Here is a 23717-nt window from a genome sequence, read left to right as displayed (position 1 = left end):
GATTCGGGGAGCGGCATAGCTGCCTTGCGTGATCGGCACAACCTCCTCGATCGTCCTTGCTGATTTGCCGCAAAGGCGGTCACGGAAGGCGCTATCGCGAGGGCTTGCATTGGCTTTGCCGTTGCACCATGTGGAGATGGAAGAGCGGATTCCGGACCGGGTCCCTCGAGAGAAAGTCATGACGGCCATCGAAACTCCCTGCATCCTGGTCTGTTCGATCGATATGAAAACCGGCTTCTGCTTCGGTTGCGGCCGCACGCGCGACGAGATCGGCGCCTGGATGGCGATGACGCCCGAGACGCGCCGCAGCGTGATGGCCGAACTGCCCGCCCGGCTGGAAACCGTCGAGCGCCGGCCGCGCCGGGAAACACGCCGCACCCGCATGGCGCGCGAACGCGACGCACTCTAGCGAGGGACGGATGAGCAGCCGGCTGTTCTGGACTGTGATGGCGGTGATCGGCGTGGGGGCAGCGCTTCTCATGCTCAACGATTCCGCCGGCAGCACGCTCGGCGTCGAGAATTACGATTTTGGCCGGCTGATCTGGCTTGGGGCTTTCGCCGCCCTTATCGGCGCCGGCTTGCTGCGGTCGGCTCCGCTCGGAGTGATGGCCCGCAATCTCGGCGCCTGGGCGGCAATCGTGCTCGCGCTGATTGCCGGCTACCAATATCGTTACGAGTTGCAGGACGTCGCCAGCCGCGTGACCGCAGGCCTCGTTCCCGGCAGTCCGCTGGCGCTCGGCGTCGAAGACGGCCACGCCACCGTGACCCTGGACAAGGCCGACAATGGTCATTTCGAAGCGCGCATCCTGGTCAACGGCAACCCGGTTCGCACCGTCGTCGACACCGGCGCGACCAGCACGGTCCTGACTTCGGAAGACGCGCAAGCCGCCGGCTTCAATCCGGCGGCGCTCAACTACACAATACAGGTTTCGACAGCCAACGGCATGGCACGCGCCGCAGCGGTCAAAACCCACGAGCTGGCGATCGGCGGCATCGTGCGCAAGGATATGTCGGTGATGATCGCCGCTCCCGGCATGCTGAGCCAAAGCCTGCTCGGCATGAACTTCATCGGTTCGCTCTCGGGCTTCGACGTGCGCGGCGACCGTATGATCCTCAGGGACTAATGCATGTCGCCCGGAAGCGCCCTCGGTTCCGGGACAACGACATGCATAAAATCAGAAGCTTACAGCCGGTCAGGCGAATCCTATTCGCCGCGACATGCTGTAAGTTCATGCCGCTTCGGCGGCCGCTCCACCAAATTCGACAGCCGCGAAAGCCGTCTTCAGCACGTCCGGCCCGGCTCCGGGCCGGGTCGCGTCGATGGATAGGATCTGGCGGTAGCGGCGCGCTCCGGGCAGCCCGTGAAACAGCCCGACCATATGGCGGGTGACATGGCCGAGCCGTCCGCCTTGTTCGATATGGCGCGCCGCATAATCCGCCATCGCATCGACCAGCGCCGCGAAATCGAACGCTTCCGGCAGCGCTCCGTAGAAGGCGGCGTCAACACCGGCCAGAATGCCTGGTGTGTGGTAGGCGGCGCGGCCGAGCATGGCACCATCGACATGATCGAGATGCGTCCGAGCCTCTTCAAGCGACTGAATACCGCCATTGATGCCAATGAATTGGCTCCTCTTTTTTTTCTTCAGCCGATAGACCCTGTCATAGTCAAGCGGCGGGATGTCGCGGTTTTCCTTGGGGCTCAGCCCTTCCAGCCACGCCTTGCGAGCATGCACCCACAAGGCATCGGCGCCGGCCTCGAAAACCCCATTCGCCAGCGCATCGAGCGCCGGCTCCGGATCCTGTTCGTCGACGCCGATGCGGCATTTGACCGTAACCGGCACCGTTACTGCCGCTTTCATCGCTGCGACACAGTCGGCGACAAGGTCGGGCACTTTCATCAGGCAAGCGCCGAAGGTGCCCGACTGGACGCGGTCGGACGGGCAGCCGACATTGAGATTGATCTCGTCATAACCGAAGGCCTCGCCAATGCGCGCCGCTTCGGCAAGTTTTGCGGGATCCGAGCCGCCAAGTTGCAGGGCGACAGGATGTTCCACCTCATCGAAGCCAAGCAGCCGCTCGCGTGCGCCGTGGATCACCGCGTCGGCGACAACCATTTCGGTGTACAGCAGCGCATATGTCGTCAGCCGGCGATGGAAGAACCGGCAATGCCGGTCCGTCCAATCCATCATAGGTGCTATGGCGAGTTTGTGATATATATTGTTCATTTCATTATCTTTTCGATCTCAGGCCGTCCAATACCAAAAGGAGAAGAACTGCGGAACTTGGCCCGGGCAGCCATTCTCTGCTCGCCGTGACGTGAGGCATCAGTCTTTTCTGTGCACAGATAGTGCACACGCCCCTGCCCGCACAAGCTGCATTGGTCGATCATGAGGCGGCGGAAATGCCATGGCGCCATCACGGTCATTTAAAATCATATGGGAAAGGAGTAATATTAGTTGTCGCTCACATTGTTGCGCGACCAGCATATGGGAGGAAGGCATGAATCGCAGATCTGCAATTGCCCTTGGTCTCACGGCCGCGGCGGCAACCCCTCTGTTCGTCCTGACCGCGCATGCAAAGACCAAGAAATACGGTCCGAAAGACGGCAAGGAGATTGCCCCTGGCATCAGGGTGGTGGAGGTCGGCACCGGGAACGCCGACATTCCCGCCTACAAGAGCATCTCGATTGTCGACGTCGTCTTTCAGCCCGGGGCACACGCTCCTCAAATGGTGATGGACAACGACATGGTCTGCACGATTACCGCCGGTGCATTCACCATCAAGAAAGCGGACAAGGAATTCAAGCTGAAGGAGGGCGACATGTACACTTGCGCCAAGGGCAAGACCGACGAGGCGACCAACACAAGCAAGGTGGTCGGCATACATCGCATCGCCGTCCTGATACCTGCTTAGAGAGACGGGAATCCGGTCGACGCGTCGCCCGCATGTTGCCGCGCAATCAGCGGCTCCAATTCCTGCAGATTCAGCGAGATCGGGCCTCGTTGTTCGAACCGGATGCGGTGATCGACTGTGGCGGTGGACGGTTTCTGCACGGCCACGAAGCCATTCGCAGCTACTATGCCGACGTCACCGCCTCCGGTCGTAAGTTTGCCGTCGGCGAGCAGCGTGCGGCGCTGGTCAGCAGTGATCTGGCGCTGACGTCTACCCGCTTTCCGGACGGTGATGTGACAAGCGAGGTCGCCGGCCGGCAAACGGATGGATCATGGCTCTGGGTGATCGATCGATACAGTGTCGATTGGTGACCGGATGGTGGGACGGTTTGTCCGAAGCGCAAACATCGACATCGCGCCCGCAACGGGCGCGATCCGCCAGCAGTAAAGGCCGTGGACGGCTACCGCCGCAGCGCGTGTATGCTCGCCTTGCTGTCGTTGCCTATCGGCAGAGCCATGTCATCGTCCAGAAGCCGCGTGATCCGGGCAAAGCCGGTGAACGCCTTTCTTGCTTCCTCCGCCGACATCTGTCCCGCCAGGGCGGCCGAGCAGCAATTCAGTGCACACTGATACACAGGCCCACGCCGTCCCTTCGGCCATTTACGCAAGAAAACCATCGCCTCGGCGACACTATCCACTTCTTCCACAGGATGCCCCTGCCCGCGCGATATCCGCACGGGCGAAAAGAAATGCAGGTAGTCCATCGTTTCCTCCGCTTCGATCGAGATGCGCTCGATCGAACCCCACGAAACGCGCCGTCCGGCGGTTGGTTCCACGCGGAACACAGAATTTTGAAAAATCTGGCGGTCGGATTGATGAGTGATGTCGGCTATATCGTTGGTAAGTGACAGGCCGCTTTGCGGCCGGATCGGTACTCCTTCAGTTCCGGCCGCTCCGACCGGCAGCGCTCAACCGCTATTGGGCATCGGGAGTGGAACCGGCACCCGGATGGAGGATTGAGCGGGCTCGGCACATCGCCCGTAAGGATAATGCGCCTGCGCGTCCCGCTGGGTGTCGTCTCCACGACGGGAACGGCCGAGATCAGCGCCTGGCTGTAAGGGTGGGCCGGGGCTGAAAACACCTCTTCCGCCGGTCCTTCCTCGACGATCGAGCCGAGATACATGACCGCGATGCGGGTCGAGACCTGACGCACCACGGACAGGTCGTGGGCGATGAAGACATAGGTGAGGTCCAGCTTCTCCTGAAGGTCGGCAAGCAGGTTGACGATCTGCGCCTGTACGGACACGTCGAGCGCTGAGACCGGTTCGTCGAGAACGACGAGATCGGGATTGAGGGCTATGGCGCGCGCTATGCCGACACGCTGACGCTGCCCGCCCGAGAATTCATGGGGGAAGCGCATGACATGGTCCGGTAACAGTCCGACGAGCTCGAAGAGCTCCGCGACGCGGTTGGTGATCTCGCGCGATGAAAGCTTGCCATGGATGCGCAGCGGTTCCGCCACGAGGTCGCCGACACGCCGGCGCGGATTGAGCGAGGCCGACGGGTCCTGAAACACCATTTGCAGGCGCCGCCGCAGCGGCCTCAGTTCAGACAGCGACTGCGACGTGATGTCGTCGCCTTCGAACAGCAGCTCACCGTCTGAAATGTCGTAGAGCCTGACCAGACAGCGCGCCAGCGTGGACTTGCCACATCCGGACTCGCCGACCAACCCTACGGTTTCGCCGCGCCGCACCGTCAGGGAGACATTGTCGACCGCATGGACGGTTCGCCTGCCTTCGGCGGAAAAACGGGTGCCGATCGAGAAACGCTTGCCGAGCGAGCGCGTTTCGAGGATTGGACGGTCGTTGTCGATCATCGGTGCGCTCATGTCTGCGCCACCCGAAAGCAGGCCGCCGCGTGCGTGGCGGCACCAAGCTCGGGCTTGCCGGTTAGACAGGGCTCGTAGCGGACCCGGCAACGCGGACCGAAGGCACAGCCTTGCGGCAATCGCAGCAGCGATGGCGAATGCGAGACCATGCGATGGAAGCGCTGGCTGGAACAGGAAGGCGTTTTGGACACGACGCCGAAATCCAGCACGACGCTGGATGATTGCACGCTGATCATGCGCGAGGCGATCAATGGCGCTGGAATAGCGCTTGCCGACACGATGATGGCCCAGGATCTGCTGCAGCAGGGCAAGCTGGTCGCCCCGTTCAGCGCCCGCCATACCTATCCGGCGGGCATCTACCTGCATCAGCGCCGCAGCATCGGCAACAAGCCGGGTACCGGCCTCTTTCAGGACTGGCTGCTTTCCGAAGTCGAGGACCATAAGCGGGTGATGGCCATCGCCTAGGCACCCCCGCTTGCCGACAGATGTCGTGAACACGGGTTCGTCCAGATTCGGGCCGTGGATCGAGAACTCGAATCAACAGGCAGGCCTTTTCAAAAGCGGCTCGCCATCATTGCCCCGTCGATAATCGCGGTTCGCATTGAATATCTTTAAGGTCAAAGCCGGCAAATCGATTGCTTGCCGGTTCCCCTGCGTCAGGCGTAACCTCCGCGGTCAACGCGTGAGGGCGCGTGCTGCAAGAAGGGGACATTGCAATGACGATACAAGGCGCATCGCCTGACCTGTATAATGAAGACCTCGCTCCTGCCAAGGTTCGAAACTGGGGACCGTTCTCGATCTTCAACGTCTGGACGTCGGACGTCCATAGCCTGTGGGGCTACTATCTCGCCGCCAGCCTGTTTCTGTTCTGTGGCGGCTTCGTCAATTTCATCATCGCCATCGGCATCGGCTCGCTGATCATCTACGCGCTGATGAACATGGTCGGCTATGCCGGTGTGAAGACCGGTGTGCCCTACCCCGTGCTCGCCCGCGCCTCCTTCGGCATCTGGGGCGCCAACATTCCGGCACTGGTGCGCGCCATCGTCGCCTGCTTCTGGTACGGCGCGCAGACTGCCGCCGCCTCCGGCGCCATCGTTGCATTGCTCATCCGCTCGCAATGGTTCGCCGATTTCAACGCCAACACCCATTTCCTCGGCCATTCCGGCCTGGAGGTGATCTGCTTCGTGGTCATATGGGCCCTGCAACTGCTCATCATCCAGAAAGGCATGGAAACGGTGCGCCGGTTCCAGGATTGGGCGGGACCAGCCGTCTGGGTGATGATGCTGCTCCTGGCCATCTATCTCTGCGTCAAATCCGGAACCTTCGCCTTCACCAGCGACATCCCGATGGACGTGCTTCTGGAAAAGACCAAGGATGCCGGCGTGCCTGGAACGCCGGGCTCGTGGACGTCGCTGTTCGCGGTCGCCGCGATCTGGGTGACGTATTTTTCGGCGCTCTATCTCAATTTCTGCGATTTCGCCCGCTATGCGCCCGATCAGGCGGCGCTGCGCAAGGGTAATATCTGGGGTCTGCCGATCAACCTGATCCTGTTCTCGCTGGTCGCCGGCGTCACCACCATTGCCGCCTACGACGTTTACCATGAGGTGCTGCTGCACCCCGACCAGATCTCGGCCAAGTTCGACAGCTGGTTCCTGGCCGCCCTTGCCGCGCTGACCTTCGCGGTGGCGACGCTTGGCATCAACGTCGTGGCCAACTTCGTGTCGCCGGCCTTCGACTTCTCCAATGTCTTCCCGCGGCAGATCGACTTCAAGAAGGGCGGCTACATCGCCGCTGTCATCGCGCTTGTGCTCTATCCGTTCGCACCGTGGGAAGGCAGTGCCGCCTCCTTCGTCAACGTCATCGGCGCGACGATGGGACCGATCTTCGGCGTGATGATGGTCGATTACTATCTGATCCGGAAGGGCGAGGTCGACGTCGAGGCGCTGTATCGCGAGGACGGCGAGTTCCGCTTCCAGGGCGGCTGGCATGTCAATGCCTTCATCGCCGCCGGCATCGGCGCCATCTTCTCCTCGATCCTGCCGAACTTCACCAACTGGCTGCCGTCCTGGTGGGGCGTCTATGGCTGGTTCTTCGGCGTGGCGATCGCCGGCATCATCTACTACGTGCTGCGCACCGCCGCCCTGGGTGCAGGCGCCAAGATAGCAAAAGCTTGAGCAAGTTAGATAAAAGCTAGGGATCCAGGCTAGCCCTCGATTCCCTAGCTTTGAACCTCTGACCAGGACATGCTTACCATACAGGGCCAACCCACCGGGGAGAAAATGGCGATCTTGCCGAAAAAGAGTCAATACGTCTTGGAGGTGCGGACATATGGGCGTGAAATCACTGACGCCAATTGGCAAGTAATAGAGGTAAACCTAAGGGATTTCTGGGCGGTAGCGAAAACCTCATTCAGAAATAAGACCGTAAAATTCGAAACGAGATCTACGAGATCGAAGCAGATTTCGAATCCCTATACGAGCACTTTCGAGACCTTGTTATTGCTCTCCAAGGAATAGCAGATGGAACAATTGAGTTGGGAGACTCTGCGGACCCATTCCCGCGTGCTCCTGTAATAATTACTATAGATGTGACGTCAAGCCACGAGAGCAAGCAAGATATATAATTCTATTATTGAGAATTATATCTATGATATATTTTTAGTTTCCAATATAGCGGCTCCAGCTTCTCTTAACCTATATGTTTCATCGTTGTCCGTCGACGGAAAGAATCTGGATACAGAAATATCTCTTACGAGTACGATATTTGAGGTTTCGTACCTGCAAGACATTTCTGGCGGGCTAGCTTTGCCATCCGTATTGAGCCCAGATGATGCATGGCGCTGGTATTTCGATATACGGAAATCACCAACGCAAGTATCAAAAGATCCTATCGAGCAAATATTCTTTGCGCTATTTCATATGGCCAGAGTGTCCGATACTCCTACCAACTTGGTATGGATATTCTACTGTCTTGAGACTCTGTTTGATACCAAGGTCGGAGAAAATTTTCGAGTTCTAACGGAGAGGATCGGCATTTTTTTAGAACTCGAAACGAAGGGCATTGCTATCGTTAAGAAAAAACTCCGAAATCTTTATGATTTCCGTAGCTCCTTGGTGCACGGCGGGCAACCTATTATACACCCTATGCATGATGATATTCTGGACAAGGAAGTTGCGGAGCAGACTAGCAAAATCATCCAAGGGCTTGATTTTGGCTACGTTCTCATATTTTCCTGCTTGCAAAAGCTAGCAAGAAACCACTGGACGTCGCTTGCGTTCACAGAAATCATGACGGGAACAAAGGCTTCATAGCCATCTCAGTGGAGCTAAAGTCGAATGCGCCGCTGCGGTTATAAAGAACGTCTTAACTTATCCGCCGGTCATCTCGGCCAGCTTGCGCACCGTGTTCCAGTTGCGCGAGGTTCCGATGCCCATGCGCTTGTGATTTGCGGCCGCGAGCAGCCGCGAGCTAGGCCTCTCCCGTGAAAAGAGGACCCAGATGTCGCCGCCGACCAGAAGCACCTTCTCGTCCGCTGCGGCATAGGCCTGAAGGCCCGATATGGCATCCTCGGCCACGGGTTTGCGCATCACGCGCACCGCGACCTGGTCGCCGGCTTCCACCGACTCGGTCGGGAATGGATTGCCGCTTGCGAGTTTGCGCCAGTCTCCGGCGGCACGGACGATGATGTCGACATGGCGGCCAAAGGTCTGTTCGAAGGCGGATTCCAGCCGCTTCTCAAGTCCGGCGATCGAGATCTTTTCGCTCTCGAAAACCAGGTTGCCGGTCGCCACCAGGGTGCGGGCATTCTTCAGGCCGAGGCCTTCCGCCATCGCCTTGAGATCGGACATGACGACCCGCCGCCCCTCTCCCAGGGTGATGCTGTAGAGAAGCGCCACATAGGTCCGCATGGTAGCGATCAGACCAGCCGGCTCTGCTCCACCGCCGCCTCGATGAAGCTGGCGAACAGCGGATGCGGATCGAGCGGCCGGCTCTTCAGCTCGGGGTGATATTGCACGCCGATGAACCAGGGATGGTCGGGATACTCGACCGTCTCCGGCAGCACACCGTCGGGCGACATGCCGGCAAACACCAGCCCGCAATCTTCCAGGCGCTTCTTGTAGTCGATATTGACCTCGTAGCGGTGCCGGTGACGTTCGGAAATCTGGGTGTCGCCGTAGATATCGGCGATCTTCGAGCCCTTGGCGAGCTCGGCCTGATAGGCGCCGAGCCGCATGGTGCCGCCGAGATCGCCGCTCGCCCTGCGCTTTTCCAGCATGTTGCCCTTCAGCCATTCGGTCATCAAACCGACGACTGGTTCCTTGGTCGGGCCGAACTCGGTCGACGAGGCATGTTCGATACCGGCCAGTGAGCGTGCCGCCTCGATGCAGGCCATCTGCATGCCGAAGCAGATGCCGAAATACGGCACCTTGCGCTCGCGTGCGAACTTCGCCGCCAGGATCTTGCCTTCGGAGCCGCGTTCGCCGAAGCCGCCGGGCACGAGGATGCCGTGCACCTTCTCCAGCCAAGGCGTCGGGTCTTCCTTTTCGAAGATTTCCGATTCGATCCAGTCGAGCTTGACCTTGACGTGGTTGGCCAGCCCGCCATGCGAGAGCGCCTCGATCAGCGATTTGTAGGCATCCTTGAGGCCGGTATACTTGCCGACGATGGCGATGGTGACCTCGCCCTCCGGATTGTGGATGCGGTTGGAGACAGCCTGCCATGGTTCCATGCGCGGCTTGGGCGCCGGGTCGATGCCGAACGCGGCCAGCACTTCCGAATCGAGACCTTCCTTGTGGTAGGCCATAGGCACGTCGTAGATGTGCGGCACGTCGAGCGCCTGGATGACGGCGCTTTCCCTGACATTGCAGAACAGCGACAGTTTGCGGCGCTCTTCCTTGGGAATGGCGCGGTCGGCGCGCACCAGAAGAATATCCGGCGCAATGCCAATGCCGCGCAATTCCTTGACCGAATGCTGCGTCGGCTTGGTCTTCAGTTCACCCGCTGTCGGGATGTAGGGCATCAACGTCAGGTGGACATATACGGCGTTGTTGCGCGGCAGATCGTTGCCGAGCTGGCGGATGGCTTCGAGGAACGGCATCGCCTCGATGTCGCCGACCGTGCCGCCGATTTCGCACAGCACGAAATCATAGTCGTCATTGCCGTCGAGGACGAAGTTCTTGATCTCATCGGTAACGTGCGGGATGACCTGCACGGTCGCGCCGAGATAGTCGCCACGCCGCTCGCGCTCGATGATATTCTTGTAGATACGCCCGGTCGTGATGTTGTCCTGCTGGTTGGCGGAACGGCCGGTGAAGCGCTCGTAATGGCCAAGGTCGAGGTCGGTTTCGGCCCCATCATCGGTGACGAACACTTCGCCATGCTGGTACGGCGACATCGTGCCGGGATCGACATTGAGGTAGGGGTCGAGTTTTTTGATGCGTGCGCGATAGCCTCGCGCCTGCAGGAGAGCCCCAAGGGCCGCTGCGGCAATGCCTTTTCCAAGTGAGGAAACCACGCCGCCTGTGATGAATACATATCGCGCCATGGGAGTCATCGCTTAACGCGGCCGGATTGATTCCGCCAGAGAAAAAACCGCCGCGAAGGCTTTTTCCCAAGATGGCGCTCGAACCATGACCCCGAAAAGTGGAATCCGGCTTTTGGACAAGATCACGACCAAACAGGTTTGAGCGGGACCTTAAGCAAAACAAAAGGGCCGGCTGAGCCGGCCCTTTCGGCATGATGATGGAAACGTCAGATGATGACGACTTTGGTGCCGACCCGGACGCGGCTGTAGAGATCCATGACGTGCTCGTTCATCATGCGGAAGCAGCCATTGGAGGCACTGGTGCCGATCGACTGCGGCGCGATGGTGCCGTGGATACGCAGATGCGTGTCCTTCTTGCCGTCATAGAGATAGATGGCGCGCGCGCCGAGCGGGTTCTGGCCGCCGCCGGCCATGCCGTCCTTGTACTGGCCGTAGTGCTTGGGCTCGCGCTTCTGCATGTCGAGCGTCGGGATCCAGCGCGGCCATTCCTGCTTGTCGCCGACCGCGAGCGTGCCCTTGAACTGCAGGCCTTCGCGGCCGACCGCGATGGCGTAGCGGCGTGCGGTGGTCGATGATTCGACGAGATAGAGCCGGCGAGCACTGGTGTCGATGACGATCGTGCCGGCATCGTAGCCCGTGAATTCCACGTCCTGAGGCACGAATTCCGGCTTCACCTTGAACGGCTTCTTGGCATTCTTCTGGGCAAGTGCCGAGTCGAGCGCCTGTGTCTCGGGCAGATAGCTGATCGATGAGCCGGATGAGGTTCCACCGAACAGACCGGCGAACAGGCCGCCGCTTGACTGCTTCTGGCCGCCGACCACCTCGCTGCGCAATTCGCCATTGTTACCGGTCAAAGCGACATTCATCACCTCGGCCGGGACAGGCTCGGCCGACTGGATAGCCGTGACCGGTTCAATCGGCTCGATAATCTTAATGGTCTTCTTGGCCGGCTTGGCATCGGCCACTTCGGTTGCCGGTGCTTTTTGACCCTTGCTGGCCAGGAATGCCTTCCGGTCCGCGTCAGCCCTGGCTTTGGCTGCCTCGCGCATCGCCAGCTTCCTAGCTTCGAGCGCCTTGGCTTTGGCGTCTTCCTTGCCAGCGGCGATCTTGGCCTCGATCTTCTTGATCTGGGCGAGGTCGTCCGGTGTCGGGGTTTTCTTCTTCTTGAGAAGCTTCAACTGCGCCGCATCGCTCTTGGCCGCGACGGCGATGGCGTCGGTTTTTTCAAGCGACACCGACTGTTGTGCGGCCATATTTGCCGGCATGCCGGCGAAGGCCGGGGAACTCATGCCGATTGCGGCGCAAAGTCCCAGGAAAATGAAGCTGCGAAGCTGCATGGCGAAGATCCGATCGTTCAATGCTTGTTGCCCACGGCGTCGCCCGGCGTCCCCCAAGGACGCCGAAAATGCCGCGTGCAATCTATAGTCGAATAAGCGCGGGTGCCTCAAGCGCGAGACCGCACTGGTGCCCGTCGAATCTTCGTGATCGCGCAGCATTTGCCGCGACTGTGTTCAAACGATCACAGATCGCGGTTTGGAGACGTGGAAGTTACTGGTTCGGAACCTGAGGCGCCGCCGGCGCTGTGTTGGTCGTCCCATTGGTCGCTGGCGGCGTCGAACCGGCGGCGGGCGCGGTGGCCGGGGCCGGAGGCTTTGCCGCGGCGTCGTTTCCGGACGGTGGCGTCGGCGTAGCGTTGCCGGCGGGTGCCGGCATGGTCTTGCCCGGCAGTTGGTTGAGCACGCCCTTGCCATCCGAGGTCGTGGGAACCCGATCGAGAATGTCGATCGGTTTCTCGCCGTAGCGGGCGATGATCGACAAGGTCAGCGACGTCACAAAGAACGCAGCCGCCAGGATCGCCGTCGCCCGGGTCAAAGCGTTGGCGGCGCCGCGTGCCGTCATGAAGCCCGATCCGCCACCAATGCCGAGGCCGCCGCCTTCGGAGCGCTGCAGCAGCACCACGCCGACAAGGGCGAGCACGACCATGAGATGGATGACGATCAGTACGGTTTGCATAGTTTATCCTGGCAAGGCCCTGCCCGGCCGCGGACACGACCGGTGAATTGGAGGCGGCTCAATACAATGCTTTCACGGCATTTCCAAGCCCGTGGCCGGAATATGGGAAGCAACGCGCCCTTTGCAACGAATTTGGACGGAACGAGACCCGCCCACCCTCGTGACTCTCAGCCTGTAATGCTGCGATAGGCTTCGGCGATACCCAGGAAATCAGCCGCTTTCAGGCTGGCGCCACCGACCAGCGCGCCATCGACATTCCGGACGCCCAGCAGCTCCACCGCGTTGGACGGCTTGACCGAGCCGCCATAGAGAATACGCATCCTGGCAGCGGCGGTCCCCAGCTTTTCCGACAGCTTTTCACGGATATGCGCATGCGCTTCGGCCACATCGGCCGCGGTTGGGGTCAAGCCGGTGCCGATCGCCCATACCGGCTCATAGGCAATGACGGTGTTGGATGGCGTGGCACTTGGCGGCACCGAGCCGGCCACCTGGCGCGACAGCACCTCCAGCGTGGCTCCAGCCTCACGCTCCTGCCGCGTCTCGCCGATGCAAACGATGGCCACCAGCCCGGCACGCCAGGCCGCGGTGGCCTTGGCCTGGACCGTCGCGTCGTCCTCGCCGCTTTGTTCGCGGCATTCGGAGTGACCGACAATGACATGGCTCGCGCCCGCGTCCTTCAGCATCTCCGCGGAAATGCAGCCGGTATAGGCGCCGCTCTCCTTGCTATGGCAGTCCTCACCGCCGGCATGGACCGGCGTGCGTGACAGGATCTCCGCGGCATGGGAAAGCAGCGTCGCGGGAACACAGACCAGTGCTTCGGTCTCGGCGTCGAGCCCGCTCATGAAACCGTTACCGATCATCCTGAGCTCGTTCAGCGAGGCGCTGGTGCCGTTCATTTTCCAGTTGCCGGCGACAAGCGGGCGAATTCCTGGCGTCATGGTGTGCTTCTCCGGGCGATATCAGGCTCTGGCCCTCACTACCAAAATCGGGCCACAAAGCAATCGACAGTGAACCGGAAGGGCGCTATTGCGCTTGTTTCAAACTCGGCGCATGCGAAAATGCGCATAAATCGGAAGTAACCATGCTTGGTATATTGAGAAGCGCGGCGGGTACCTGGGTCGCGAAGACATTGCTTTCGCTGCTGGTGGTCAGTTTCGCCGCGTGGGGCATCTCCGGACGGCTGATGGGCGGCCTTGCGGGCCACGATTCGGTGATAACGGCCGGCGGCACCAAGGTATCGATCAACGAATACCGCCTTGCATATGACCGCCAGCTCGCCGTCATGTCGCAGCAGTTCGGTCAGCGCCTCACTCATGAACAGGCAAAGGCGCTCGGCATCGATAACCAGGTGCTGGCGCAACTCGTTTCCGGTGCCGTTCTCGACGAACAGGCACGCAAGCTGGGCCTCGGCCTCTCCAAGGACCGGCTGGCCGAACTCACCCGCGAAGATCCGGCTTTCAAGGGCCCTGGTGGTCAGTTCGACCGAAGGACATTCGACTACATGCTGCACGAGGTCGGCATGCGGCCCGAGGATTACCTGAAGAACCGCGCCCAGGTGGCGGTGCGCCAGCAGATCGTCGAAGCGGTCTCGGACGGCCTCAAGGCGCCGGACACGTTCTTCAAGGCGGTCGCACTCTACCGCGGTGAAGACCGCACCGTCGACTATTTGACATTGCCAAAGACGCTGGTCGAGCCGATCGAAGCGCCGAGCGACAGCGTGCTCCAGGCCTATTTCGAGGCCAACAAGAAAACCTACGCCGCACCTGAATACCGCAAATTCTCGTATGTCCGCCTGGAACCGGTGGACATCATGGACACGACCGCGGTCACCGACCAGCAGGTCAGTGACGACTACAACAAGAACAAGGCACGCTACACCACGCCCGAAATGCGCACCATCGAGCAGCTTGTGTTCAAGACGCCGGATGCGGCCAAGGCAGCGCTCGATTCGCTCAAGGCCGGCGCCACCTTCGACAAACTGGTGATCGCCGAAGGCAAGGCCCCGGCCGACACGCTGCTTGGCACGCTCGCCAAGGACAAGATCGCCGACAAGGCGGTTGCCGATGCCGCCTTCGCGCTCAACGTCAATGAAGTCAGCCAGGTCGTTCAGGGCACCTTCGGCCCAGTGCTGTTGCGCGTGACCGAGATCAAGCCCGAGGTGGTAAAGCCGCTCGCCGAAGTGTCCGACCAGATCCGCAAGGACCTGGCGCTGGGCGAGGCAAGCCGCATCCTTTTGGATGTACACGACAATTATGAGGACACCCGTGCATCGGGCAGTTCTCTGGCCGACGCGGCCGCCAAATTGAAGCTTAAGGACATCACCGTCGACGCCATCGATCGCAATGGCCTGAGGCCCGATGGCTCCATCGTCAAGGACCTGCCGGAATCACCGTCTCTGATCAAGGCCGTCTTTGATGCGGAACCCAACACCGAAAACGAGGCGCTGACCACCGCGGACAACGGCTTCGTCTTCTATGAGGTCGGTTCGATCACACCGGCCCGCGACCGCACTCTTGACGAGGTGCGCCAGAAAGTTGTCGCCGACTGGACGGCGGCCGAGATCACCAAGCGGCTCGCCGCCAAGGCGGGCGAACTCGAGAAGCGCCTCAAGGCCGGCGCCACGCTCGACGTCATCGCCGGTGACCTCAAGCTGGAAAAGCAGACCAAGCGCGGCTTGAAGCGCGAAGCCGATGACGCCGATTTCGGCAAGGAGGGCGCCGCCGTGATGTTCGGGGTCGGCGAAGGCGGCACCGGCTTGATCCCCTCGCCCACCGGCGACGGCCAGATCCTGTTCAAGGTCGCCGAAGTGTTCGAACCGGCCGGCGCCGACGCCAGCTCGGTGCCGGACGACGCGCAGAAATCATTCACCTCCGGCATGTCCGACGACCTGCTCGACCAATTGGTGGCGCAGTTGCAGACGCAGTACGATGTCCGCATCGACCAGGCCGCCGTTGCTCAAGCCTCGACAAGATGAGCGCGCTGAAAACCCATATCGCCAAGGTCGCGACCGGCACTGCCCTGTCCTTCGAGGAGGCCTGCGAGGCCTTCGACATCATCATGTCGGGCGATGCGACCCCAGGGCAGATCGGCGGCTTTCTGATGGCGCTGCGCGTGCGCGGCGAGACGGTGAACGAGATTTCGGGCGCTGTCGCCACGATGCGCGCCAAGATGCTTCGCGTCGATGCCCCTGACGGCGCCATCGACATTGTCGGCACCGGCGGCGACAATTCGCACTCGGTCAACATCTCGACGGCCTCCGCCTTTGTCATTGCCGGCAGCGGCGTGCCTGTCGCCAAGCACGGCAATCGCGGCCTGTCGTCGCTGACCGGCGCGGCCGACGTGCTGATTGCCCTCGGCGTCAAGATCGACATTGCGCCGGAGATTATCGGCAAATGCATCCATGAAGCCGGCGTCGGCTTCATGTTCGCGCCGGCGCACCATCCGGCGATGAAGCATGTCGGTCCGGTTCGGGGCGAGCTTGGCACGCGCACCATCTTCAACCTGCTGGGCCCGCTTTCCAACCCGGCCAGCGTCAAGCGGCAGATGGTCGGCGTGTTCATGCCGGAATGGATCATGCCGGTGGCCGAAACGCTGAAGGCGCTCGGCACCGAGCATGCCTGGGTCGCCCATGGCGATGGCTATGACGAGATCACCACCACAGGCGAGACGCAGGTCGCCGAACTGGTTGGCGGCGAAATCCGCAGCTTTACGCTGACCCCGGAAGAGGTTGGACTGAAGCGCCATACCAAGGGTGAGCTGCGCGGCGGTGATGCCGCCTATAATGCCAAGGCCTTGCGCGACATGCTGGGCGGCGCCGCCGGCGCCTACCGCGACACGGTGTTGATGAATGCCGGCGCCGGACTGGTGATCGCGGGCAAGGCGACGACACTCGGCGACGGCATCGCCATCGCCGCGCAGGCGATCGACAGCGGCCGGGCGCTGCAGGTGCTCGACCGGCTGGTCGAAATTTCGAACGGGTGAACCGTGTCTGACATTTTGCGCAAGATCGAAGCCTACAAGCGCGACGAGATAGCCGCCGCCAAGGCACGCCTGCCGCTGGCCGAGATCAAGGCGCGCGCAAAGGACGCCGACGCACCGCGCGGGTTCCTCGCCGCGCTCGAAGCGAAGCGCAGATCGGGCGGCTTTGCACTGATCGCCGAGATCAAAAAGGCAAGTCCGTCCAAAGGATTGATCCGGGCCGATTTCGATCCGCCGAGTCTGGCCAGGGCTTATGAAAAAGGCGGCGCGGCCTGCCTTTCCGTGCTGACCGATGCGCCCTCCTTTCAGGGCGCACCGGAGTTTCTGACCAAGGCGCGAGCCGCCGTGACGCTGCCCGCCCTGCGCAAGGATTTCCTATTCGACCCCTACCAGGTCTACGAGGCGCGGGCCTGGGGCGCGGACGCCATTTTGATCATCATGGCCAGCGTCGATGACGCCATGGCAAGCGAACTCGAATCGACCGCGTTCGAGCTAGGCATGGATGCCCTGATCGAGGTGCACGACGAAGCCGAGACGGAGCGCGCGCTGAAACTGTCATCGCAATTGATCGGTATCAACAACCGCAACCTGCGGACATTCGAGACCAGCCTCGATACGTCGGAGCGGCTGCGGGCGATGGTGCCGGGTGGTCATTTGCTGGTCAGCGAAAGCGGCATCTTCTCGCATGACGATTGTCTTAGACTGCAAAGGATGGAGATCGACGCCTTCCTGGTGGGCGAGAGCTTGATGCGCCAACGGGATGTGACCGCTGCAACACGCTCGCTGCTCACGGGCAAGGCGTCCGATGGGTCGGCCCGAAAATCGGAATCGATTTTCGGAGAGCACGATGCATAGAGTCAAAGTGATAGAGCGCACTTTGTGCGTCCGAATGGACGCACGTCGCTCTAGGGCGATTTGACGATGGCTGCCAACCTCACGCACCTTGGCGCGCAGGGCGAGGCCAACATGGTCGATGTCGGCGACAAGGACGAGACGACGCGCACCGCGATTGCCGAGGGTTTCGTCTCGATGCATCCAGAGACGTTGAAGACCATCCTTACCGGCAATGCCAAGAAAGGCGATGTGCTCGGCACCGCGCGCATCGCCGGCATCATGGCGGCGAAGAAGACGCATGAATTGATCCCGCTCTGCCATCCCCTGCTGCTGACCAAGGTTTCCGTCGACATTGAGCCTGACCATGCGCTGCCAGGCCTGAAGGTCACTGCCCTGGCGCGCGTCACCGGCAAGACCGGGGTCGAAATGGAGGCGCTGACCGCCGCGTCCGTGGCCTGCCTGACCATCTATGACATGGCAAAGGCGGTGGACCGCGCCATGGTCATCTCAGGTATCCGGCTGGTCGAAAAAACCGGCGGCAAGTCTGGCGACTACAAGGCAGGTGCCTGATGGCGCTGGTTCCAGTCGTCGAGGCGCTCGAACGCCTGCTTGATGGCGCCGTGCCGCTGGAGGGCGAAAGCGTTCCTCTCATCGAGGCTGCCGATCGTGTGCTGGCGGAATCCGTCGTGGCGCTTCGCACCCAGCCGCCTTTCAACGCTTCGGCCATGGACGGTTATGCAGTGCGTGCCGCCGACGTGGCGTCGGTGCCGTCGAAACTCGCGGTGATCGGCATGGCGCCGGCCGGGCGTGGCTTTGACGGTACGGTCGGCCAGGCACAGGCCGTGCGCATCTTCACCGGCGCACCGCTGCCTGACGGCGCCGACACCATCGTCATCCAGGAAAATGTCCGGGATATCGGCGGTGGCAATATCGAGGTGATCGAGCCCACCGCGGAGTGGCGTAACATCCGCCGCATCGGCCTCGATTTTTCCAAGGGCGACGTGCTGCTGGAAAGGGGGCGCGTGCTCGACCCGGCGGCACTGTCGCTGGCGGCATCGGCCAATCATCCCCGAGTGAGCGTGGTGAAACGGCCGCTGGTCGCCATCATCGCCACCGGTGACGAGCTGTTGCCGCCCGGAAGCGAACTCGGGCCTGACCATATTATTTCGTCCAACGCCTATGGCGTCGCCGCGGCAGCACAGTCGGTCGGTGCCCGCGCGCTCGATCTCGGGATCGCCGCCGACTGCAAGGACGCCATAGCCGGCATGGTCAGGAAAGCTGTCGCGGCGAGCGCCGATGTCATCGTTACGCTGGGCGGCGCCTCGGTCGGCGACCACGACCTGATCCATGACGTGCTGACCGGCGAAGGCATGACGCTCGGCTTCTGGAAGATCGCCATGCGTCCCGGCAAGCCGCTGATGTTCGGACGCCTCGGCGATATCAGATGCATCGGCCTGCCCGGCAACCCGGTGGCAAGCCTGGTCTGCTCGCAATTGTTCCTGAAGCCGCTTCTGGCAAGGCTGGGCGGTCGCGCCTACCGTCAGGACATCCGTCAGGCGCGGCTGGGCACCGCAATGCCCGCCAATGATCTGCGCCAGGATTATGTGCGGGCGATGGTCAGGGAAGACCACGGCGAACTGATGGCAACGCCGTTCGGCATCCAGGATTCCTCGATGCTGAGGATGCTTGCCGACGCCAACGGGCTGGTCGTGCGCGCGCCTTTTGCCCCTGCATCCGCTGCCGGAGACGTTTGCAGCGTTCTGATGTTGCGCTGAAGCATTTTCCTGTAATAAGCTGATAACAAGACAAAAATGATCTCGGCTATTCCGAGATCAAGGTTCGCGTCAACGCATGGGCCGGATCGGCAAGGCCATCGACGACGTCGTAATGATGCCGATCGGGCTCGACCACGGCACTGGTGATGGCGCCAAGCCCGGTCCAGATATTGGCCAGCAATGCATTCTGGCGCAGGAACTCGGAACGCTCCCCGCCGCCAGCCCAGCAGGTGATGCGGACACCATCCACGGGCCGCAGCAGTGCCGGGCTTTCCGTCAGCGCCTCATGCTCGTCGATTTTCAGCACCGTGTTCATGTCCGTGCGCATCAGCGGACGCAAATCATGCAAGCCTGAAATCGAAACGACATGGCGTATGCGCCGCGAGACATCGGCCGCCAAAGGCGTCGATGTCGTCACCATGCGGCTGGCGAGATGGCCGCCGGCCGAATGTCCGGTCAGCATCAGTGGTCCCCCGACCATGGCCGCCGCCTTGCCGATCGCCGCCCCGATTTCGCTGACAATGCCGGCGATGCGTATATCGGGGCATTGCGTATAGGACGGCATCGCCACGGCAAAGCCGGTGCCGACCCCGCCACCGGCGAGGTGCGACCACAAGCTCTTGTCGGTCTCCATCCAATAGCCGCCATGGATGAACACCACGAGTCCCCTGGGCGCGACATCGGGAAGGAAAAGGTCGAACCGATTGCGCGGCCCGTCGCCATAGGCGATGTCGAGCCGTGCCCGGCCCTGCGCCGACATCGCGTCTCGGAATGCTTGCGCGGGTTCCGCCCAGGCGGCCGGCCAACGGTCGCTGCCGGCGATATTGGCGCCGTTGGCGTAGGCATTGTCCCAGTCGGCAATGCGATGGTCGAGCATCGGCACCCTCCCCGAAGCGGCATCGTTTCGACACTAGCAATGGCCGCCGCCATGTCATGCGTCAATGCTCGAGCGAAAAACATTTTAGGCTTGAAACAAATTTCGACTGGTGCGATCCTGCGCTCTGTTCCACCATGGACGTGAGGCAGACAGGGGCAGCCGCAAGATGCTTGGGCCTTCAGCGCATACCGACACGTTCACGCGCGATCATTTGCCGCCGCCCGACCAATGGCCCGACTTCCTGCTCGACGGTTTCGACTATCCGGAACACCTCAACGCCGGGGTCGAATTGACCGACAGGCTGGTCGAGAAAGGCCTTGGCGACCACACCGCGCTGATCGGCAACGGCCGTCGCCGCACCTACAAGGAACTGTCCGACTGGACGAACCGGCTCGCCCATGCGCTGGTCGAGAATTATGGCGTCAAGCCGGGCAACCGGGTGCTGATACGCTCCGCCAATAACCCGGCAATGGTCGCCTGCTGGCTGGCCGCCACCAAGGTCGGCGCCGTCGTCGTAAACACCATGCCGATGCTGCGCGCCGGTGAACTCACCAAGATCGTCGACAAGGCGGAAATAACGACCGCGCTCTGCGACACCAGGCTGATGGACGAGATGACCGCCTGCGCCAAGGACAGTGCGTTCCTGAAGCAGGTGATCGGCTTCGACGGCACCGCCAACCATGACGCCGAGCTCGACCGCGCCGCCCTCGACAAGCCGGTCACCTTCACCGCCGTCAGCACCGGCCGCGATGACGTCGCCCTGCTCGGCTTCACCTCGGGCACGACAGGCGTGCCGAAGGCGACGATGCATTTCCACCGCGATCTCCTGATCATCGCCGATGCCTACGCGCGTGAAGTCCTGCAGGTGACGCCGGACGACATCTTCGTCGGCTCGCCGCCGCTCGCCTTCACCTTTGGCCTTGGCGGGCTCGCCATATTCCCCCTGCGCTTCGGTGCGGCGGCGACACTGCTGGAACAGGCGACGCCGCCCAACATGGTCCACATCATCGAGACCTACAAAGCGACCATTTCCTTCACCGCGCCGACCGCCTACCGGGCCATGCTGAAGGCCATGGATGAAGGCGCCGATCTGTCATCGCTGCGTGTTGCCGTTTCGGCCGGCGAGACCTTGCCGGCGCCGGTCTTCGAAGAGTGGACGCGAAAGACCGGCAAGCCGATCCTCGACGGCATCGGCGCCACCGAAATGCTGCACATCTTCATCTCCAACCGCTTTGACGACAGGAAGCCGGCTTCGACCGGCAAGCCGGTCGGCGGCTATGAGGCCCGCATCGTCGACGGCGACATGCACGAGGTGCCGCGTGGCGAGACCGGACGGCTGGCGGTGCGCGGGCCAACCGGCTGCCGCTACATGGCCGATGACAGGCAGAAGGACTATGTGCGCGACGGCTGGAACCTCACCGGCGATACCTTCACGCAGGATGAGGACGGCTTCTTCCACTTCGCCGCGCGTTCCGACGACATGATCGTCAGCGCGGGCTACAATATCGCCGGACCCGAGGTCGAGGCGGCGCTGTTGTCGCATCCCGATGTCGCCGAATGCGCGGTCATCGGCGCCGACGATGGCGAGCGCGGCCAGATCGTCGAGGCGCATGTCGTTCTGGTGCAGGGTGTCTCGCCAGACGCGATGACCGTCAAGCGCCTGCAGGACCACGTCAAGGCAACCATCGCGCCCTATAAATACCCGCGATCGGTAAAATTCATCGCCGCCCTGCCCAAGACCCAGACCGGCAAGATCCAGCGCTTCCGGCTGCGCACGGAGAAAATCAATTGAGCGAGCCCTACGATCCGGCGTCCGAAGGCGCTGAGATGTCGTTCAAGGAACGCATGTCCTACGGCGACTATCTGCAACTGCAGAAAGTGCTCGACGCGCAGGCGCCGCTGTCATCGGCGCATGACGAAATGCTGTTCATCATCCAGCACCAGACATCGGAATTATGGATGAAGCTCGCCTTGCATGAGATCGGTGCAGCGATCCGTTCGATCCGTGCCGATCGGCTCGAGCCGAGCTTCAAGATGCTGTCGCGCGTCGCCCGTATTTTCGAGCAGTTGAACAATGCCTGGGACGTGCTGCGCACGATGACGCCCAGCGAATACACCGAGTTCCGCGACTCGCTCGGCCAGTCCTCGGGTTTCCAATCCTGGCAGTATCGCGCCATCGAGTTCATGGCCGGCAACCGTAACCTCGCCATGCTCGGGCCGCACAAGCACCGGCCGGACCTCAACGCCAAGCTGGAGGCGATTCTGGCCGAGCCGTCGCTCTACGATGAAGCGCTGCTGCTTCTGGCGCGCAACGGCTTCGACATTGGGGCGGATGCAAAGCGCACGGAATGGCGCGAGACGCGGACGGAAAACGAAGAAGTCCTGGTCGCCTGGCAGACGGTGTACCGCGATCCGCAGCGCTACTGGATGTTCTACGAATTGGCCGAGAAGCTGGTCGACTTTGAGGACTACTTCCGCCGCTGGCGCTTCAACCACGTCACCACGGTGGAACGCATCATCGGCCTGAAGCGTGGCACCGGCGGCACATCGGGCGCCTCCTATCTCAAGAAGATGCTCGAGGTCGTCCTGTTTCCCGAACTCTGGAACGTCCGTACCCGGCTCTGAGCTCTCTGTTTTGACGGCTTTTCAGGTCACCGCCGTCTTGACCGCGAAGCGCGCGTCCTTCCAGGCGCCGGTGCGCAGGATATCTTCCAGTACGTCGACCGCCTGCCATACATCGGTGTAACCGACATAGAGCGGCGTGAAGCCGAAGCGGATCGTCGACGGCGCACGGAAATCGCCGATCACGCCGCGCTCGATCAGGGCCCGCATCACCTGATAGCCCTGCGGGTGGAGGAACGAAACCTGGCTGCCGCGCTGCTTGCCGTCGCGCGGGCTTTCCAGCTCCAGGCCGTAGGCGCCGCATCTGGTCTCGACGAGTTGGATGAACAGATCGGTGAGCGCGATGCTCTTCTTACGCACCACCGCCATGTCGACATCGTCCCAAAGGTCCAGTGCCCCCTTCAGCGCCCGCGTCGACAAGACAGGTTGCGTGCCGCACAGGAACCGGCGGATGCCGCTGCCGACCGCGTAACCCTGTTCGAAGGCAAAGGGCCGCGCATGGCCCCACCAACCGCTGAGCGGCTGCCGGACTTTGTCGTGATGCCGCTCGGCGGCGTAGATGAAGGCTGGCGCGCCCGGACCACCATTGAGATATTTGTACGTGCAGCCGATGGCGAAATCGGCATTGGCGCTGTCGAGCTCGACCGGCAAGGCGCCGGCCGTATGGCAGAGATCCCAGACGATGAGCGCACCGACCTGGTGGGCCTTGCATGTCAGTGCCGCCATGTCGCGCAGCTGGCCGGATTTGTAATTGACATGGTTGACCAGGATGACCGCGACACGCTCGTCGATCAGTTCCTCAATAGTCGGCGCGTCGACGCCCTCGAGCCGCAGCACGGTGCCGGGTCGCGTCGAGGCCACGCCTTCGGCCATGTAGAGATCGGTCGGAAAGCTGTCGCCCTCGGCGACGATGACCGAGCGGTCCGGCCGCATGCCGAGTGCGGCATGCAGCACCTTGTAGATGTTGATCGAGGTCGTATCGCAGACCACCGTCTGGCCGGCCGCCGCACCGATCAGGCGTCCCAGCTGGTCGCCAAGCGCGACCGGCATGTCGAACCAGCCGGCGGTGTTCCAGGCACGGATCAGGTCCTGCGCCCACTCCTGCGTCGCGGCCTTCTGCAATTCGTCGAAGACGGCCGGCGCCGCGGCCCCGAGCGAATTGCCGTCGAGGTAGATGACGCCTTCCGGCAAGATGAAGCGGTCGCGCATGGCGCGCAGCGGGTCCGCCGCGTCCATGGCTTCGACGGCTGCGAGATCGAGCGTTGCACGCATCATTTGTGACATTCCCTGATTA

The 23717-nt window shown here is 61.8% G+C and carries 24 protein-coding genes; 14 read left to right on the top strand and 10 right to left on the bottom strand.

Annotation, left to right across the window (positions count from 1 at the left end):
* Positions 1 to 178: 178 nt before the first annotated feature.
* Both M653_RS0106835 and M653_RS0106830 read left to right on the top strand, forming a co-directional pair.
* On the top strand, positions 179 to 409 hold the full coding sequence (locus M653_RS0106835; protein WP_027142658.1) for a DUF1289 domain-containing protein: 231 nt from the start codon (positions 179 to 181) through the stop codon (positions 407 to 409).
* A gap of 10 nt (positions 410 to 419) precedes the next feature.
* Positions 420 to 1124 carry a TIGR02281 family clan AA aspartic protease gene (locus M653_RS0106830; RefSeq protein ID WP_027142657.1) on the top strand — a complete coding sequence of 235 codons (705 nt, stop codon included), beginning with the start codon at positions 420 to 422 and terminating at the stop codon, positions 1122 to 1124.
* Positions 1125 to 1229: 105 nt separating this feature from the next.
* Here M653_RS0106830 and dusA read toward each other — a convergent pair whose 3' ends face one another.
* Positions 1230 to 2225: a tRNA dihydrouridine(20/20a) synthase DusA gene (gene dusA / locus M653_RS0106825; RefSeq protein WP_032935070.1), complete on the bottom strand. Its 996-nt coding sequence runs from the start codon at positions 2223 to 2225 to the stop codon at positions 1230 to 1232.
* Between the two features lie 274 nt (positions 2226 to 2499).
* Between dusA and M653_RS0106820 the strand changes: the two genes are divergently transcribed.
* Both M653_RS0106820 and M653_RS0106815 read left to right on the top strand, forming a co-directional pair.
* On the top strand, positions 2500 to 2913 hold the full coding sequence (locus M653_RS0106820; protein WP_032935069.1) for a hypothetical protein: 414 nt from the start codon (positions 2500 to 2502) through the stop codon (positions 2911 to 2913).
* Between the two features lie 32 nt (positions 2914 to 2945).
* Positions 2946 to 3263: a hypothetical protein gene (locus M653_RS0106815; protein ID WP_027142654.1), complete on the top strand. Its 318-nt coding sequence runs from the start codon at positions 2946 to 2948 to the stop codon at positions 3261 to 3263.
* An 89-nt stretch (positions 3264 to 3352) separates the two neighbouring features.
* Here M653_RS0106815 and M653_RS0106810 read toward each other — a convergent pair whose 3' ends face one another.
* Entirely contained in the window at positions 3353 to 3655 is a 303-nt protein-coding gene (locus tag M653_RS0106810) for a DUF982 domain-containing protein (protein ID WP_027142653.1), read from the bottom strand.
* Between the two features lie 125 nt (positions 3656 to 3780).
* Positions 3781 to 4767 carry a dipeptide ABC transporter ATP-binding protein gene (locus M653_RS0106805; protein ID WP_032935084.1) on the bottom strand — a complete coding sequence of 329 codons (987 nt, stop codon included), beginning with the start codon at positions 4765 to 4767 and terminating at the stop codon, positions 3781 to 3783.
* A gap of 159 nt (positions 4768 to 4926) precedes the next feature.
* Between M653_RS0106805 and M653_RS0106800 the strand changes: the two genes are divergently transcribed.
* The 3 genes from M653_RS0106800 to M653_RS01000000132170 all read left to right on the top strand — a co-directional run bounded on the left by M653_RS0106800 (position 4927) and on the right by M653_RS01000000132170 (position 8090).
* Positions 4927 to 5244: a LysR substrate-binding domain-containing protein gene (locus M653_RS0106800; protein WP_027142651.1), complete on the top strand. Its 318-nt coding sequence runs from the start codon at positions 4927 to 4929 to the stop codon at positions 5242 to 5244.
* Between the two features lie 251 nt (positions 5245 to 5495).
* On the top strand, positions 5496 to 6953 hold the full coding sequence (locus M653_RS0106795) for an NCS1 family nucleobase:cation symporter-1 (protein WP_027142650.1): 1458 nt from the start codon (positions 5496 to 5498) through the stop codon (positions 6951 to 6953).
* Between the two features lie 534 nt (positions 6954 to 7487).
* Positions 7488 to 8090 (top strand): HEPN domain-containing protein, encoded by a 603-nt coding sequence (locus M653_RS01000000132170; protein WP_156938155.1) that lies wholly within the window; start codon positions 7488 to 7490, stop codon positions 8088 to 8090.
* 57 nt (positions 8091 to 8147) lie between these two features.
* Here M653_RS01000000132170 and M653_RS0106780 read toward each other — a convergent pair whose 3' ends face one another.
* The 5 genes from M653_RS0106780 to tpiA all read right to left on the bottom strand — a co-directional run bounded on the left by M653_RS0106780 (position 8148) and on the right by tpiA (position 13275).
* The gene (locus M653_RS0106780; protein WP_027142648.1) at positions 8148 to 8687 is read right to left on the bottom strand and encodes a DUF1697 domain-containing protein; all 540 of its coding nucleotides are present in this window, start codon (positions 8685 to 8687) and stop codon (positions 8148 to 8150) included.
* Positions 8688 to 8695: 8 nt separating this feature from the next.
* Positions 8696 to 10333: a CTP synthase gene (locus tag M653_RS0106775; RefSeq protein ID WP_084636480.1), complete on the bottom strand. Its 1638-nt coding sequence runs from the start codon at positions 10331 to 10333 to the stop codon at positions 8696 to 8698.
* A gap of 197 nt (positions 10334 to 10530) precedes the next feature.
* Positions 10531 to 11661 (bottom strand): L,D-transpeptidase, encoded by a 1131-nt coding sequence (locus M653_RS0106770; RefSeq protein WP_027142646.1) that lies wholly within the window; start codon positions 11659 to 11661, stop codon positions 10531 to 10533.
* A 211-nt stretch (positions 11662 to 11872) separates the two neighbouring features.
* Positions 11873 to 12337, bottom strand: a complete 465-nt coding sequence (gene secG / locus M653_RS0106765) for a preprotein translocase subunit SecG (protein WP_027142645.1) — start codon at positions 12335 to 12337, stop codon at positions 11873 to 11875.
* 167 nt (positions 12338 to 12504) lie between these two features.
* A complete protein-coding gene (gene tpiA, locus M653_RS0106760; protein ID WP_027142644.1) occupies positions 12505 to 13275 on the bottom strand; it encodes a triose-phosphate isomerase in 771 nt (256 codons plus the stop codon).
* Between the two features lie 143 nt (positions 13276 to 13418).
* Here tpiA and M653_RS0106755 point away from each other — a divergent pair, with 143 nt between their 5' ends.
* The 5 genes from M653_RS0106755 (at position 13419) to glp (ending at position 18924) form a co-directional block, all read left to right on the top strand.
* Positions 13419 to 15311, top strand: a complete 1893-nt coding sequence (locus M653_RS0106755; RefSeq protein WP_027142643.1) for a SurA N-terminal domain-containing protein — start codon at positions 13419 to 13421, stop codon at positions 15309 to 15311.
* Entirely contained in the window at positions 15308 to 16318 is a 1011-nt protein-coding gene (gene trpD / locus M653_RS0106750; RefSeq protein WP_027142642.1) for an anthranilate phosphoribosyltransferase, read from the top strand. Before M653_RS0106755 ends, trpD begins: the two co-directional genes overlap by 4 nt.
* A gap of 3 nt (positions 16319 to 16321) precedes the next feature.
* On the top strand, positions 16322 to 17170 hold the full coding sequence (trpC, locus tag M653_RS0106745) for an indole-3-glycerol phosphate synthase TrpC (RefSeq protein ID WP_027142641.1): 849 nt from the start codon (positions 16322 to 16324) through the stop codon (positions 17168 to 17170).
* A gap of 66 nt (positions 17171 to 17236) precedes the next feature.
* Entirely contained in the window at positions 17237 to 17719 is a 483-nt protein-coding gene (gene moaC / locus M653_RS0106740; protein ID WP_027142640.1) for a cyclic pyranopterin monophosphate synthase MoaC, read from the top strand.
* Positions 17719 to 18924 (top strand): gephyrin-like molybdotransferase Glp, encoded by a 1206-nt coding sequence (gene glp / locus M653_RS0106735; protein WP_027142639.1) that lies wholly within the window; start codon positions 17719 to 17721, stop codon positions 18922 to 18924. Before moaC ends, glp begins: the two co-directional genes overlap by 1 nt.
* A gap of 46 nt (positions 18925 to 18970) precedes the next feature.
* Here the strand turns inward: glp and M653_RS0106730 are convergent, their stop codons facing one another.
* On the bottom strand, positions 18971 to 19801 hold the full coding sequence (locus M653_RS0106730) for an alpha/beta hydrolase (RefSeq protein ID WP_027142638.1): 831 nt from the start codon (positions 19799 to 19801) through the stop codon (positions 18971 to 18973).
* A gap of 166 nt (positions 19802 to 19967) precedes the next feature.
* On the opposite strand from M653_RS0106730, the gene M653_RS0106725 reads away from it, so the two are divergent.
* Both M653_RS0106725 and kynA read left to right on the top strand, forming a co-directional pair.
* Complete coding sequence (locus M653_RS0106725) at positions 19968 to 21593, top strand: AMP-binding protein (RefSeq protein WP_027142637.1); 1626 nt, start codon at positions 19968 to 19970, stop codon at positions 21591 to 21593.
* Positions 21590 to 22426 carry a tryptophan 2,3-dioxygenase gene (gene kynA / locus M653_RS0106720; RefSeq protein ID WP_027142636.1) on the top strand — a complete coding sequence of 279 codons (837 nt, stop codon included), beginning with the start codon at positions 21590 to 21592 and terminating at the stop codon, positions 22424 to 22426. Before M653_RS0106725 ends, kynA begins: the two co-directional genes overlap by 4 nt.
* A gap of 21 nt (positions 22427 to 22447) precedes the next feature.
* Here the strand turns inward: kynA and kynU are convergent, their stop codons facing one another.
* Positions 22448 to 23695, bottom strand: coding sequence for a kynureninase (gene kynU, locus M653_RS0106715; RefSeq protein ID WP_027142635.1), 1248 nt, complete (start codon positions 23693 to 23695; stop codon positions 22448 to 22450).
* Between the last annotated feature and the right edge of the window lie 22 nt (positions 23696 to 23717).

The sequence above is a fragment of the Mesorhizobium sp. WSM3626 genome (genome assembly GCF_000513935.1).
GTDB classification, from domain to species: domain Bacteria; phylum Pseudomonadota; class Alphaproteobacteria; order Rhizobiales; family Rhizobiaceae; genus Mesorhizobium; species Mesorhizobium salmacidum.
Note: the sequence above shows the minus strand (reverse complement) of the source record. Positions and strands in the feature narration are given on the sequence as shown.

What these genes read in the sequence shown, in the direction of transcription:
- M653_RS0106805 (WP_032935084.1), bottom strand. Translation starts at nt 4,767, where the DNA reads ATGATCGACAACGACCGTCCAATCCTCGAAACGCGCTCGCTCGGCAAG.
- M653_RS0106755 (WP_027142643.1), top strand. Translation starts at nt 13,419, where the DNA reads ATGCTTGGTATATTGAGAAGCGCGGCGGGTACCTGGGTCGCGAAGACA.
- moaC (WP_027142640.1), top strand. Translation starts at nt 17,237, where the DNA reads ATGGCTGCCAACCTCACGCACCTTGGCGCGCAGGGCGAGGCCAACATG.
- glp (WP_027142639.1), top strand. Translation starts at nt 17,719, where the DNA reads ATGGCGCTGGTTCCAGTCGTCGAGGCGCTCGAACGCCTGCTTGATGGC.
- dusA (WP_032935070.1), bottom strand. Translation starts at nt 2,225, where the DNA reads ATGAACAATATATATCACAAACTCGCCATAGCACCTATGATGGATTGG.
- M653_RS0106820 (WP_032935069.1), top strand. Translation starts at nt 2,500, where the DNA reads ATGAATCGCAGATCTGCAATTGCCCTTGGTCTCACGGCCGCGGCGGCA.
- M653_RS0106795 (WP_027142650.1), top strand. Translation starts at nt 5,496, where the DNA reads ATGACGATACAAGGCGCATCGCCTGACCTGTATAATGAAGACCTCGCT.
- M653_RS0106810 (WP_027142653.1), bottom strand. Translation starts at nt 3,655, where the DNA reads ATGGACTACCTGCATTTCTTTTCGCCCGTGCGGATATCGCGCGGGCAG.
- M653_RS0106770 (WP_027142646.1), bottom strand. Translation starts at nt 11,661, where the DNA reads ATGCAGCTTCGCAGCTTCATTTTCCTGGGACTTTGCGCCGCAATCGGC.
- M653_RS0106775 (WP_084636480.1), bottom strand. Translation starts at nt 10,333, where the DNA reads ATGACTCCCATGGCGCGATATGTATTCATCACAGGCGGCGTGGTTTCC.
- secG (WP_027142645.1), bottom strand. Translation starts at nt 12,337, where the DNA reads ATGCAAACCGTACTGATCGTCATCCATCTCATGGTCGTGCTCGCCCTT.
- M653_RS0106730 (WP_027142638.1), bottom strand. Translation starts at nt 19,801, where the DNA reads ATGCTCGACCATCGCATTGCCGACTGGGACAATGCCTACGCCAACGGC.
- M653_RS0106800 (WP_027142651.1), top strand. Translation starts at nt 4,927, where the DNA reads ATGCGATGGAAGCGCTGGCTGGAACAGGAAGGCGTTTTGGACACGACG.
- tpiA (WP_027142644.1), bottom strand. Translation starts at nt 13,275, where the DNA reads ATGACGCCAGGAATTCGCCCGCTTGTCGCCGGCAACTGGAAAATGAAC.
- M653_RS0106780 (WP_027142648.1), bottom strand. Translation starts at nt 8,687, where the DNA reads ATGCGGACCTATGTGGCGCTTCTCTACAGCATCACCCTGGGAGAGGGG.
- kynU (WP_027142635.1), bottom strand. Translation starts at nt 23,695, where the DNA reads ATGCGTGCAACGCTCGATCTCGCAGCCGTCGAAGCCATGGACGCGGCG.
- M653_RS0106725 (WP_027142637.1), top strand. Translation starts at nt 19,968, where the DNA reads ATGCTTGGGCCTTCAGCGCATACCGACACGTTCACGCGCGATCATTTG.
- M653_RS0106835 (WP_027142658.1), top strand. Translation starts at nt 179, where the DNA reads ATGACGGCCATCGAAACTCCCTGCATCCTGGTCTGTTCGATCGATATG.
- M653_RS0106830 (WP_027142657.1), top strand. Translation starts at nt 420, where the DNA reads ATGAGCAGCCGGCTGTTCTGGACTGTGATGGCGGTGATCGGCGTGGGG.
- trpD (WP_027142642.1), top strand. Translation starts at nt 15,308, where the DNA reads ATGAGCGCGCTGAAAACCCATATCGCCAAGGTCGCGACCGGCACTGCC.
- M653_RS0106815 (WP_027142654.1), top strand. Translation starts at nt 2,946, where the DNA reads ATGTTGCCGCGCAATCAGCGGCTCCAATTCCTGCAGATTCAGCGAGAT.